6 protein-coding genes are annotated in these 14,982 nt (G+C 42.8%); 5 read left to right on the top strand and 1 reads right to left on the bottom strand.

The window, feature by feature from the left end; genetic code table 11:
• Position 1 precedes the first annotated feature (1 nt).
• The 4 genes from FM107_RS08830 to FM107_RS08815 are packed head-to-tail and all read left to right on the top strand — an operon-like array spanning position 2 to position 8,560.
• The gene (locus FM107_RS08830; protein WP_086948139.1) at positions 2–3,121 is read left to right on the top strand and encodes a SusC/RagA family TonB-linked outer membrane protein; all 3,120 of its coding nucleotides are present in this window, start codon (positions 2–4) and stop codon (positions 3,119–3,121) included.
• Between the two features lie 40 nt (positions 3,122–3,161).
• Positions 3,162–4,922, top strand: coding sequence for a RagB/SusD family nutrient uptake outer membrane protein (locus FM107_RS08825; protein ID WP_086948138.1), 1,761 nt, complete (start codon positions 3,162–3,164; stop codon positions 4,920–4,922).
• 23 nt (positions 4,923–4,945) lie between these two features.
• Positions 4,946–6,763: a hypothetical protein gene (locus FM107_RS08820; RefSeq protein WP_218778945.1), complete on the top strand. Its 1,818-nt coding sequence runs from the start codon at positions 4,946–4,948 to the stop codon at positions 6,761–6,763.
• 45 nt (positions 6,764–6,808) lie between these two features.
• On the top strand, positions 6,809–8,560 hold the full coding sequence (locus FM107_RS08815; RefSeq protein WP_086948137.1) for a hypothetical protein: 1,752 nt from the start codon (positions 6,809–6,811) through the stop codon (positions 8,558–8,560).
• Positions 8,561–8,681: 121 nt separating this feature from the next.
• On the opposite strand, the gene FM107_RS08810 is transcribed toward FM107_RS08815, so the two are convergent.
• Positions 8,682–11,237, bottom strand: coding sequence for a TonB-dependent receptor (locus tag FM107_RS08810; protein ID WP_218778944.1), 2,556 nt, complete (start codon positions 11,235–11,237; stop codon positions 8,682–8,684).
• Positions 11,238–11,640: 403 nt separating this feature from the next.
• Here FM107_RS08810 and FM107_RS08805 point away from each other — a divergent pair, with 403 nt between their 5' ends.
• Complete coding sequence (locus FM107_RS08805) at positions 11,641–14,982, top strand: carboxypeptidase regulatory-like domain-containing protein (protein WP_086948136.1); 3,342 nt, start codon at positions 11,641–11,643, stop codon at positions 14,980–14,982.

Genomic DNA, 14,982 nt, shown 5'->3' with positions numbered 1-14,982 from the left:
GATGACAAATTTTCGAATAAATTTTAAGTTATACGTTCTTGTATTTGTACTTACGTTAACCAACTTCAAGTTGATTGCGCAGGAAGAGCCATTAAAAATAACGGGGAAGGTTGTTGATGAATTTCAGAGCCCGCTTAAGGATGTAATTATTACCACAGAAGATAAAAGGGCAGGAACTTCAACGAGCTGGGATGGCACTTTCGTTTTGGAATTCGGCGAGCCCGTCGATCAGCTGAGTTTTCAATTAGTAGGTTATCGCTCGAAAAATGTTAGTGTCCAATCGCAGCATGACAGTTTAACAGTGGTACTCACAACCGATAACCATCACATGGATCAAGTGATTGATCTGGGTTATAGTAGTGTTACACGTAACGAGCTAACCGGTGCAGTTTCCGTCGTGTCGGGCGACGTGTTAGAAAGACATCCCGTAGCAAATCTAAGCCAAACTTTCGCGGGCAGGTTAGCCGGATTGACCACACAAGAAACATTTTCAGAGCTTTCTCGGGCGAACACCGATCTATTTATTAGAGGAATATCAGCTGCACGAAAAGGGGATCCGCTAGTAGTGATAGACGGTATCCCGACATCTTACAATAGTAATCAGTCGTTGGAGTATATATCACCTAATGAAATTGAGTCGATTACTATTTTGAAAGATGCTTCCACGCAGGCTATTTATGGTATCCAAGGGGCAAACGGTGTAATGGTGGTAAAAACAAAAAGAGGAAAAAAAGGAGCGGTAGAAATCAAAGCACGATTGGATCAATCCTTCCAGCAGATGACCACCACACCGTTAATGTATTCGGCGCTGGAATACGCGCAGATGAGCAACCAAGCCGGTATTAATGACGGATTAGGTCCTTTTAGCCTGTTTTCCGAGGATGAAATAGCGCATTACCAGTCCAATGACTCTCCGCTATACCCGAGTAATAATTGGTATAAACGTTACATGAAAGAATATGCGTCCATGCAACGGGTGGGGGTAAATGTAACTGGAGGAAACGACAAAGTGACTTATTTTTCGAATCTAAATTTTATGCATCAGGGCGGATATTTTAATACCGAGTCAACGGACTACGATGCAAATCCTAAAAATGTATGGTTAAATTATCGCTCAAATGTTGATATTCAATTTAACAGGTATCTTCGTGGATTTCTACGATTAAGTGGAAATGTTAAAAGGGAGAAAGTTCCAGGGGGAGCATCAAATGAAGGTGCCTACAGTAGTATCTTTCTTATGCCGCCGACGAGCTATGGACCATTGACACCAGAGATCTTGGATGACAATGGCGATGTCCTTGTTGAAGCGGGACAGATCGTGACGACCGACCGTGTTGATAACCCCACCTATGGGATACTCAATAGGTCAGGATATGTAAATCATACGGTAACAAATATTAGTTCGCAGTTTGGTTTAGATCTGGATATGAGCTTTCTAACGCCAGGATTGAATCTCTCCGGGATCTTTGCTTATCAAACCAACTCAGTGGGTAGCTTGGCGACCAAACAAGACTATCAGCGTTTCTTACGTTCGGAAGACTGGGATGAGCTGGAGTTTACAAAAAAAGGGGAGCAAAATAATACGCCGCTGGGCTATTCAAAAACCCATTCTTACTACTACCATCTTACCTATAAAGGACAATTAGGTTATTCACGCCAATTTGGCGATCATAAAATTGACGCCATGGCTTACGGTCTATTTCAAGATTTAACAAAATCCAACACCAATGCACCAGAACTTTTGCCTTATAAACGGCTCAGTACGGGCGCACAAGTGGTATACAATTATGACGATCGGTACTTGTTAAAAGGTGTATTTGGATATTCGGGTTCCGAGCAATATGCGCGATCGCATCGCTACTTATATACCCCTGCGTTAAGCGCGAGCTGGATCGCGAGTAATGAATCGTTTTTGGCCTCCAGTAAACCGTGGTTAAGTCTATTAAAACTAAGGGGATCGTGGGGTAAAACAGCAAACGACCAGAGCGGCCTGCAAAGATATGCCTACTTAGATCAAATACTCGTTCAGCCGGGTGGACCTATCGGTTATTTGCAATATTTGGTACAGGAGAATCAGACCGGCAATCCCAACGTGCAGGCAGAGATTTCTACCAAAACAAATATAGGACTCGATTTGGGTCTGTTTAACGCGATTACTTTTACGGCAGATATCTTTAAAGAAGATATGGACAATATGATTGTGGGAGCCGTAGCAACCATACCGTCGTATCAGGGGATTCCGCTAGGTAACTATCCGAAGTTAAACGAAGGGGTATTTGAAAATAAAGGCTATGAATTGAGCCTGCGATTTGATCGCCGCGTAAATGACCGACTTTCCTATTTCCTGGCGGGGATATTTTCAAAGAATCATAATAAGGTTATCCGGTGGAATGAAGCGGAAAGAACCGCAGATTTTGCATATCGTATTCGTGAGGAAGGCTATTCATTCGGGCAGGAGTTTGGCTATTTAGTAGATTATAGCCAAGGAAATGGATTTTTCAATTCCCAAGCGGAAATCGATGCATCCGGTCTCTCTTACGGATTTGGTGATATTCGAGTAGGAGATTTACGGTACCAAGATTTAAATGAGGATGGGACGGTCGACGAGAGGGACCAAGGGCCAGTTGGTAATGGGCTAATTCCGCAAATTACCTATTCTTTTTCAGGAGGATTCCAGTACGATGCATTCGATTTGAACTTTATTTTCCAAGGTTTAGGCAACTATTCGAGCATGATGGATGGAAATGGGATTTGGGAAACGGCAAACGGTGGAATGTTTACCGCTTTGCATCAGAATGCTTGGACACAGGAGCGCTATGATAATGGACAAACCATCAGTTGGCCTGCACTTTCCACAGAAAAATCCGTGAATCATGAAAAGAGTGACTTTGTTAATTTTGATCGATCGTATTTAAGGTTGAGAAATTTAGAAATCGGTTACTCTTTGTCAAACAATAATATTAAAAGGATTGGTTTTGATCAAATTCGTATCGTGTTGTCCGGTCAAAATTTGTTTACTTGGGATAAAATGAAAACGAAGGATTTTGGACCCGAAGGCGCAGGTTACATGAGTTTTCCGGTTTACCGAGTATATAGCTTTGGAGTTAATCTAAAGCTATAAAATTTTGTGAATAAATTATTCAATAAACAGAACTTTCATTATGAAACTATATGAAAAAATCTTATACGCTTCGCTGCTCATAGGCGTATCAACCTCGTGTAACAAGCAACTTGATTTACCGAGTGATGGCCGTATAAGTATGAACGAGGTATTTAGCGATTATAACAGAACTAGGGGATACTTGAATTCATGCTACGGTTATGCACCAATGCCAGACGTCACGCGGTCCTCATTTACAGATGAAGCGCAAGATGCAGACGATGTAATTGACGGTTCAAAATACACCATGTGGTACGGTGGAAATATTACGACCACGAGCTTTGCAAGTTATTCACCTGATGGGAGCCCGTGGTCGAGGTTATATGAAGGAGTAAGAAAATGTAACGTTTTCTTGTCGGAAATTAAAACAGCCTCCGTATATGCTAGTGAAGAAGAAAAAAGTGGGTGGATAGCACAGGCCCACACATTAAGGGCATTGTATTACCTCCAGTTGATAAAAAGATATGGTTCGGTGCCTATATTCGAAGAGCCGCTAGCCATTGATCATGATTTTTCACAAGATCATAAATCTTCGTTTTCAGAGGTCGTTGCCTTTATAATGAATGACTGTGATGAAGCACTGAAGGTTGACGACACCAGGGAGGGTTTCTCTTGGGCGATCTATGAAAATCAATTTGGAAAAATGACCCGTGCGATAGCCTATGCTATTAAATCCCAGGCAGTAACCTACGCGGCTAGCTCCTTGTGGACCGATGGTACGTACTCTTGGGCGGATGCCACGACAATTACCGCTGAGGCTTTAGCAGCGTGCCTAGCGAACGATTATAAATTGTTTGATGTTAAGCCCGCCGAGGGCATCGCCCAAAATGCATATGCTTTATATTTTATTACGAGTTCCAATGACCAGCGATCGGTCGATAAGGAGACGATCTACCAGTTGGGTGGCCAGATGCTCATGTGGAAAAATGCCGGTCTGCCGACAAATCCGGGGATGGAGAGGGCCGGACCGAATCCCTCACAAGAGCTTATCGATAGTTACGAAATGGCGAATGGTGAACCGGCTATTTTAGGCTATGCCGATGCGGACCATTTGCAACCTGAAATAAATACGACCTCGGGTTACGACCCCAATAACCCGTACGAAGGACGAGATCCTCGCTTTTATGCTTCAATTTATTTTAATGGAGCAGATAGAGATCTAGCCGGCAAGCAAGTTGAAACTTTCGTAGGCGGCAATGAAGGGATTTCCAGTACCGATAGACGGTTTACCCGGACCGGGTATTATTTACGAAAATTTAATAACCATCGTTCCGGATCGAGCAACAATTCAGATGGCGCAGTCAGGTTGTTCCGGCTCGGTGAGTTGTACTTGAATTTTGCCGAAGCCGCCTACCAGTCCGTCGGACCAGATGTGGTCGTGGAGGAGGCTAACCTGGGATTAAGTGCCCGACAGGCGGTGAATACCATAAGAGCACGAGCGGAGATGCCTGCTATTCAAAAGGGATTAACCAAAGATGCGTTTGAAAAAAGATATCGAAATGAAAGAAGGGTTGAACTAGCATTTGAAGAGCATCGGTATTTCGATGTACGAAGGTGGGAAATATTAGACCAAACTGATAAGTTTATTACGGGCATGCGGATTCAAAGGAATGGCACGAACCTAACATATACACGATTCAAATTTCGGGACAGAGGAAGTTCGGACGAGAAGTTTTTATTGTACCCGGTCGATCAAACGGAAGTTAACAAAATCTTTGAATTAACTGGCGAAAATTGGCAAAATCCCGGATGGCTTGACTAGCCTCCGGAAAACATATACTTTTTATGATGAATAGATTATCACACTTATTATTGGTACTGATATTAATATTTTCGGTCAGTGCACATTCCCAACAGGTGCCTTATGTCAGCAGTAACGATTGGGCGTTTACCGACGCGTTAGGAAGAAAAGTTATTGGTCCTGATCAGGCGGGAGCCAAAAAGAAAGATAAAACCGTTGCCATGTTCTACTGGACTTGGCACCAAGGGGAAGATGATACGAGCTACCAGGTAAAGAATATTACGGAGATTGTTCGAGCGCATCCCGAAGCGATGAAGGATTATAATCACCCCGCCTGGGGTACCAAGAAGCCCGGTTTCTTCTTTTGGGAACAGCCTCTTTTCGGGTATTACAAAACGACTGACCCCTGGGTGCTCCGCAAGCATGCCGAAATGCTGGCTGATGCTGGCGTGGACGTTGTATTTTTTGATTGTACCAATGGCAGCCTGACCTGGAAGGAGTCCTACGAAGCGTTGTTGGCAACGTGGGATCAGGCGCAAAAAGATGGTGTCAATGTCCCGAAAATTGCTTTTATGCTGCCTTTTGGTCCCGTAGCAAATTCTGATGTCTCGCTGCGCCAGTTGTATAAAGATGTGTACGAACCGGGCCGATACAAAAATTTATGGTTTATCTGGAAAGGGAAGCCCGGCATAATGGCTTATCCTGACAATTTAGAAAAATCGGGTACCGATAAGAAAATCGCTAATTTTTTTACTTTCCGGCCTGGACAGCCGGACTATGTCGATGGACCTACGCGTAAAGATCAGTGGGGGTGGTTGGAAAATTATCCGCAGCATGGTTACGTCCCGCTAGACGGCGGTAAATTTGAGCAAGTCGCGGTTGGTGTAGCTCAAAATGCGGGTCCTTCGACAGACGGTCATTGCTCTGCCTTTAACCTTCCAGGCACGTACGGAAGGAACTTTAGTATGCGCAATGGTTTTGATCCCAGAATAGACGGTTATTTATATGGATGGAATTTCCAAGAGCAGTGGGACAGAGCGCATGAACTGGACCCGGAGTTGGTATTTATTACCGGTTGGAACGAATTTACTGCGGGGCAGTGGTTGCCTAAAGATAGTTGGACAGGAGATCCTTTCTCCTTTGTCGATCAATACGACTGGAATCACAGTAGAGATATTGAACCGAATAAAGGTTGGGGTGATAAAGGCGATGTGTATTATCAGCAGTTGGTTGATAATGTTCGTAGGTTCAAGGGGATGAATCCCATCGCAACGGCCTCGCAACCGAAGTCTATCGTGCTCGGGAAAGCTGGCGATTGGGAAGATGTACTTCCGGTGTACAAACATTACGTGGGCAATACCATGCATAGAGATCACCGTGGGAGATATAGTGAATATTATACAAATAACACCGGTAGAAACGATATCGTTGAAGCTAAAGTTGCTCGAGATAATGATACGTTATTCTTTTATGTAGAAACAGCGGAAAATTTAACACCGTCGACAGACCCGAATTGGATGATGCTGTTTATCGATGCCGATAGAGACAAGCGTACCGGATGGAATGGCTATGAATATATGGTCAACAGGCGAAATCCAAAAGCCGGGAAAGTAAGCGTAGAACGGAATGTTGCGGGCCGATGGCAATGGGAGGCGATCGGAGAAGTGACTTTTGTGGTAAAGGCTAACACGCTTGAGATATCACTACCAAAGAAGTTATTAGGCATCAGTGGAAGCGTCCTCGATTTGGAATTTAAGTGGAATGATAATATGCAAGAAATCGGGAATATCATGGACTTTTACGTGAATGGAGATACTGCTCCCGGAGGCCGATTTAATTTTATTTATAACACGAGCAAATAGCGCTATGGAACCAAAATTTCTTATCGATAATCTTGAAAATTTAATATGATTAAAGCTATAAGCAAGCAATTACTGCTAATTCTGCCTGCTTTCATGAGTATCTCTTTACAAGGACAGGTCTTTTCGGCTGCCGATGATTTAGGACGAATAGTACCGCAACATCAGCAGGTAGGCGATAAAAAGCAAGACAAGCAGGTCGGTATATTTTACTTTTTGTGGCAAGGACACTCTGGCTCACCCACATCGCAAGTCCATTGGGATTTAACAAAATTATATCAGCGTTATCCCGAAGTATTTCATGATTTTCATCATCCGAATTGGGGTGGCGGTTCTGCCGGTCCTGGTAAATATTATTTCTGGGGAGAACCTATTTATGGATACTACCGAGGGGATGATTATTGGGTGCATTTAAAAAACATACAGCTACTTACCGATGCGCAGATTGACTTTTTAGTCATTGACGCTACGAATCGATTGACCTACCCCGATCAAGTGAAGTCATTGATAGCAGCTATGGAAACAGTAAGAAAACAGGGCAAGCGGGCTCCCAAATTAGTCTTCTACACGAATACAGCTTCTGGCGAGGCTATGCAAGAAATTTATGATAATTTCTATTCGCAAAAAGTAGATGAAAAATATAAAGACAATTGGTATTTCTTAGATAACAAGCCACTGATCATCGGTAAAGGGAACGAAGCGGAAGGAAAGAATTATGAAAAATTCTTTACCATCCGGGAATCGCAATGGCCAAACGAGCCGCAGCGGGTAGATGGATGGCCATGGATAGAATTCCAGCGGCCGCAAAAGGTTTATAAAAACAATCGTGGCGAACGCGAAATTGTTAACGTTTCGGCCGCACAACATCCGAATTTAGATGCGTCTATGGGTGGCTCTGCCTTCTATGGTGCTGCCGGGAACTGGGGGCGAAGCTTTCGAAAGAACAACCCTGGAAATCCAGAAAAGGATATCTTTTATGGATATAATATACAGGAACAATGGAATTTTGCGCTGGGCGAAGATGTACCGTTTATATTTATTACCGGTTGGAATGAATGGATAGCAGGAAAATGGGCTCGGTCAGATGATAAGAAAGACCAAGTCCTTTTTGTCGATCAAGCAAATTCGGAATATAGTCGGGATATAGAACCTACCTGGACGGGAGGATTGAAGGATAATTATTACATGCAAATGATCGCGAATATTCTTCGGTATAAAGGCACCGACACCCTAAAACCCATCCAAAAAGTGACCAAAGTACCCGCTATAGGAGCATGGACGAATATTCCGGAATTGTATGTGGATTATGTTGGTGACATAATAAACAGAGATCATCCTGGCGCCCAATCCGAACCTAAAGTACAGTACGTGAATGAATCAGGTCGGAATGATTTACAAACATTGAAGGTTGCGGTTTCTAATGAAAAATTGGGTTTCTACGTCCAATCAGCAAACAAGTTAGTCCAAAGCGACAAGGAAAACTGGATGGTGCTATGGTTGAATGTTGATGAGAATTTTGATTCGGGCTGGCATGGGTATGATTACCGGATAATTCGTGGCGATAGATTGCAACGTTATAGGAATGGAGTCTGGAAAGATTTTGCGATGATTGAATTTGAAACTTCGGATAGGGAATTAATAATAACAATTCCCAATAAACTCGTAGGCCTTACCCAAGAGAAGTACATTGTTGATTTTAAGTGGTCCGATAATATGATGAAAGATGATCCGCTAGATTGGTATATAAATGGAGATACGGCACCCGGGGGACGGTTAAATATTCGTTTTGCCGTGCAGTAGTTACCTTACGCCGAATGTATCTAAAAACGGGAACTTGTGAATTCGAAAGCCAGAACAAAAACTGTTTTTTAATAATAAAGCCCCAAAATAGGGGCTTTATTATTAAAAATATTTTTAGTACTTAGAATGTAAATTTAACGGTACCATTCCATGTACGGCCCACACCGACTAGTACAGTATTTGAGGTGTTGATGCCGTTCCAATATTCAGCTCCGTCCTCTTGGAATATACTCGTCGAGGCTTCAGAGATATAATACTTGTCAAATAGGTTGTTCACATTTACACGGAAGCTTAATGTATTCTTAGGAGTGATGTTCCACTCGTAAGAAACACCGGCGTCGAATAGTTGATAACTTGGAAGCTCCATTACCTCGCCTGATTTGGACTCTTTAGATGAATATAATCTATCGAATGCTCTAAAGTCTGCGTCAACGTACAATCCTTTTATAATCTTGTATGAAGCCCCTAATCCATAACTGGTTTGTGCGGCATTACCTACCTGATCACCTGTACGGTCCGTTTCTGTTGTTGCTAAAACAGCACGATCTTCGTTCCGCGTAATACTGGTGTTTACCCCATCGTACACCCAGTCGCCCAGGGACGCAAATCCGGTGACTTGAAGACCTGTAAACGGACGTGAGACAAAGTCTAGTTCAAGACCTTGATGATCTTGTTTAACCCCGTAATATGAAAAATACAAATAGTCACCTTCTACGAGCAAAGAAGGATCTCCGGTCGGATTGTATGTCTCCACGTCTTCTGCCGATGCGTTACGCGATTCACCAGTCACGCGATTGGCCCAAGTAGTTTTATAAGCGTTAAGGTTAACGTCAATGTATTGTGAAGTGAATTTATAACCCAATTCTAGCCCAACTATTTCTTCATTTTCGGCATATGGATTAATATCATTTGCGTAGTTCATGAAAATGTTGTTTTGGAACGGTTGCCGTGAATAGTAGCCCGCATTACCAAAGAAGGTATGGTTGTCTATGGAGTAACTCAAGCCACCTTTTACATTGTAACCAAAGTTATTTACATCTTTAGATTTCTGATTTCCAGACGTATACTGGAAAAAATCTTTACGGATGTTTTGCTGTTGTGATATCGATCCTTGGAAGAAAGAGGAGAAGCCGTCTCTGGCATATTCAATCTGTCCAAATAGACCGCCGTAACGAATTATTTGATTATAATCCCAAGCGAGTCTGTCTTCGGCATTGCCAGGTCGATCGGACCATGCGCTCCAAGGATTGGTGCTGTATGTATTCGAGGTAACTATTGGTCCGTCAAAATTTACGTTTCCGGTGTGGCTGATTGCCGAAGCACCTAACAGGTCAGTGACTTGTCTGTAATGCTCCCCTTTGTAATCTCGTAAATCAAAACCTAAGTTGAAATTCAGATATTCATTCAGCTGACGGTTGTAGTTGGTTACTAAACCGAACCACTGGTGGTTATTAACGTCTGCGGCCAAGTAAGGAACCCGCTCATCGGTCGCATCGGTACGCTGCGATTGTCCACCGCCACGTGCGATTGAGCCGTATACTACGGTCGAAAGCGAAGCATTATCATCAATTTCCCAATCCCAGTTTAAGTTAGCAACGGGCTTGTGGTAGTAGTTCTTACGGTAATTGACTGATTTGCCATCGACTTCACTAATATTACTATTGAAACGACGACCGTTGTCTAAATACTTCTGTAGTGTGGCAGTATACCCTTGGTTGTGCCATTGGGGCGCACCGGTAATCATTAAGTTTAGATTGTGCTTGTCGTTTACTTTGTAACCGAGCGACACGAAGTAATTCTGTCCTTTACCTGCTGTACCGTCCACATAGCCATCTCCTTGCCAATGCGTAAACATTGCAGATACCGCAAAGCCATTGCTCATTAGGCCAGTGTTGTAAGCGATGGTTGATTTTAGATAGCCGTCGTTACCTACACTTTGTTTTAAAAAACCACCTTGTTGCTTCTCAGTCGATTTAGTGACAAAGTTAATGGTTCCCCCCACGGATGAAATGGCGAGTTTCGAGGAGCCCAATCCGCGTTGAATCTGAATAAGTGACGCGATATCAGACATACCTGACCAGTTCGACCAATAAAGGCTGCCATTATCCATTCCATTGATTGGTTGACCATTCAATAAGAAAGCCGTGTTGGACTGGTCAAAACCGCGCGTAGTCATTGCCGTTTCACCAAAGCCTTTCGCCTGTCCGGTAATGTATACCGACGGGGTATTAGCGAGTGAAGAGGTGATGTCTTGAGAACCAACCTTTGCTTCAATTTGCTTTTGCGTAATTGTCGATACGGCAATGGGTGTTTTTCTTCCTTCCGCAATATCAATGACTCCACGTCCCACCACAACGACCTCGTCAAGGAACTCGTTAGAGTTCGGTTCCAAAACAATAGTTCCCAAATTTGATTGATTGGAATAGGGTAAGAGCTTGGTTAGAAAGCCCATGTAACGGATTTCTAAATTACCTGTTTCTTGATCAGTCGGTATCGAGAAAGCACCGTCATTGTCGGAAGATGTTCCCGCTACTGTGCCCTGAACTGTGATAGATGCTCCTGCGATAGGCTGCTGTCCATCTGTAATTCTTCCGGTAAGTACTCGTTGAGCGAGAGCGACGTTACCGACTAGCATTAATGCCAAAAAGGCAAGCCATACTGTGGTTTTTTTTTGCATTTTGTGTATACAATTTTTAAAATTGGCGCAAAGTTAGCTTTTTACTTTGAAAACTAAATTGTTGATTTAAAATAAGTTTCGGATCTCGATTATCTACTTTATCAGTAGGATAACAAGAACTGTTGTAATTGCAGAGTTTTTTTAAAAATATTCTTAATATTATTTCAAATCTGGTATTTGTTAATTTTTGTTAAATTCTAAATAAAAATTGAGAAAAATTGCAATTTTTTCATTCGGAGACCGATTATCTTCTCACTCTTTGATTTTTTTTAGTTTATCGCCCTGGTTTCTTCTCAAAAACTGCTCTATGTTGTTGGGTATCTATATATTAAGTTTTTGTTAACACAAACATTTATCAACACATATCTTTAAATTTGTCCCACTAAATATTAACAAAATTCATATGAAAAAATCTCTACTGTTCTTTGCTTTAGTTTTAGCCAGCTACGGCACAATTTATGCCCAGGTCACCACTAGTGGTATGTCTGGCGTTGTCACCGAGTCCTCGGGACACGCCACGGCAGGTGCGACTGTTAAAGCAACACATGAACCGTCCGGAACAACATATTCCGGATCGGCGAATGTCGCGGGACGTTTTAACTTAACGAACATGCGTGTTGGTGGACCTTACCGGATTGAGGTAACATATGTGGGACAAGATCCGCTCGTGTTTGAAGATGTTTACCTGGAACTCGGACAACCATTTGTTTTTAATCCAATTTTTACGAGCAACGTAATGGCCTTGGAAGAAGTCATTGTGACGGGATCGAACAGTGCAAATATTAATAAAACAGGCGCTGCAACCCGGGTCGGGTTGAAACAAATTCAAGAACTTCCTCAAACCAGCAGAAGTATTACCGAATTTACCCGGTTAACGCCACAAGCGAATGGGAATTCATTTGCGGGACGCGATGCTCGATACAACAATCTGCAGATTGACGGCGCAAACTTCAACAATGGTTTTGGCTTAAGCACCGAGCCACTACCAGGTGGAAACTCTCAACCGATTTCGCTTGATGCGATCGAAGAGATTTCGGTTAATATTGCGCCGTTCGACGTTACACAATCCGGTTTTACCGGGGCGGGAATTAATGCGGTAACAAAATCGGGAACGAACGAATTTCACGGGTCAGTTTATGGCTATTATAATAATGAAAACCTGAATGGTGTAAAAATCAATAAAGAGAACATTGAGTTTGTCGATGGCACCAAGAAAAACTATGGGCTAACATTAGGCGGACCGATCATCAAAAATAAACTATTTTTCTTCGTCAGCGCGGAAAAGGAAGTAGCCACTGGAGTGAATGCTTCGGGTGCGAATCTTTGGAAAGCCTCAACCGATGGTATCGCACAGCCGGCGCAAAATATTTCGCGGGTAAAGGAGTCTGATTTAATCGCGGTTAAAAATCATTTGATTAATCAATTTGGGTATGATCCAGGTCGATACCAAGGATATGCCAATGAAGCGAAGCAGCATGGAAATAAATTTTTAGCTCGGATTGACTGGAACATCAATGAAAAGCACAAAGCGGCATTCCGCTACAACGTGCTTAAAGGTGAATCCATGCAAGTTGCAAACGGCAACTCTGGACCTCGACCACGTTCCAATTCAAACCGGGTTAGTGAAAACTCGATGACCTTTGAGAATGGTAACTATGCTTTCGAAAATATTGTGCGCTCGTTCACTGCTGAATTGAACTCGAATTTTAATTCTGCGCTTTCGAATAAATTTTTGTTCACTTATTCAAAAATTCAAGACACCCGGACCACTCCAAACGATGCCCTTTTTCCTTTTGTGGACATTTGGGATGGCGGTTCGCTTAATTATATTAGTTTTGGAACGGAGTTGTTCTCGCATTTAAATGATGTGGTTAATGATAACTTCAGTTTTACAAATAACTTAACATATAACGTCGGTAAACATAGTATCACCGGTGGTGCTGCGTATGAAGTACAGAAGTTTGGTAATTCATACGTAAGAATGGGTACGGGGTATTATCGCTATAATTCCGTCGAGGACTTTCTGACAACAGGAACCGCCGCCGAGGTGGCACCAACGATGTTTGGAATAACGTATCCTTATGAAGGGCAAGAGACCTATGCACGTGTGAACTTCGGACTTGCTTCATTATACGCTCAAGATAAGATTAGTCTAAACGACCGGTTTAACTTCACGGTTGGTTTACGGGCGGAATTACCGATTTATCTCAACGATTTAACTCCCAATCCGTCAATTGATGCACTTGAATTGTTAGATGTTGACGGTACACCCCGTACATACTCGTCGGGATCATGGCCGAAGTCTCGTATTATGCTTTCTCCGCGTTTAGGATTTAACTACGATGTTTTTGGCGATCGTAGCTTAACGCTTCGTGGGGGGACGGGAATCTTCAGCGGACGTGTTCCTTTTGTTTGGTTGACAAATATGCCAACTAATTCGGGTGTTTTACAAAACAATGTCGAGCCGGGTTCGTACGATGATGTGGCTGGATGGATTGGTAACGTGCGGTTTCACCCAGAGGATATTTACTATCACGTAAATAACGTTCCAGCAGGGGCGGAGGACGTTTTTATCAACACGCCAAATGAAGGCGCCCCCTCTTCGTTCTCCTTAGTTGATGACAATTTTAAGATGCCCTCAGTATGGAGAACAAGCTTTGGCGCGGATTACAGAATTCCTAATACGCCGATTACATTAACCACTGACATTCTTTATACCAAAGACGTGAATGCCGTGTTCCAGTATGGGGCAAATAGGAAGCCATCCAGTTTTACGATGAACTACTCTGGCGACAACCGTGAGTATTATCCGACTAGCGAGTCGTATCAATATAATCCCGAAATGGGCGCAAATACGGTTACGGTTTTAACCAATACAAATTCGAAAGGGCATGCATTCTCCGCAACATTTGGCGCTACGGCAGCTCCTTGGTATGGTTTATCTGGATCAGTGTTTTATACATATTCAAATGCGAAAGAAGTTTCGGCTAATGCGGGATCGAATGCTTCTTCTGCGTGGGGCGGTTCGCCCGTAGTCAGCTCACCGAATGATGATATATTAAGTATATCTAATTTTGCTATCCCACACCGTGTCGTTGCTAATGTAAGCTACACCATTAAGAACACGACATTGGGTATCTATTATAATGGTTCCAATCAAGGACGATATTCATACTACTATGAAAACGATTTAAATGGTGATGGGCAAGCGATGGATTTAATCTATCTACCTGAGTCAACCGCAGAACTTACTTTTCAAGCGTTTTCTCAAGAGTATACAACCCCCTCCGGTGAAACCCTAACGAAAGATTTCTCTGTTGCGGATCAACAGAAAGCTTTTGAGAAATTCATCGTTGAAAATGACTTGGAATCGTACCGTGGTGGTTATTTGCCAAGAAATGAATTCTTAACGCCTTGGCTGAATAGAATTGATGTCCGTTGGACGCAGAATCTATTTAATAATATAGCACTAAGAGATGATAAATTGCAGTTCACCGTTGATGTGGTCAATATCGGTAACTTGTTGAACTCAGAATGGGGGGTAAGAACCGATATCCTTTCTGCTGGCAGAAATATATTAAGAACGCAAAGTGTTGAAGATGGTGTGCCTACCTTTAGAATGACCTACACGCAGGACCCGAATGTTAATAAGAATGAACCTACTTTAGTCGATACGCCTTTCCGTCCTGCGAGTACGACTGGTACTACTTGGAGTGCGATGATAGGATTACGTTATTCCTTCTAA

Source organism: Sphingobacterium sp. JB170 (assembly GCF_900163865.1).
Classification (GTDB): domain Bacteria; phylum Bacteroidota; class Bacteroidia; order Sphingobacteriales; family Sphingobacteriaceae; genus Sphingobacterium.
Note: the sequence above shows the minus strand (reverse complement) of the source record. Positions and strands in the feature narration are given on the sequence as shown.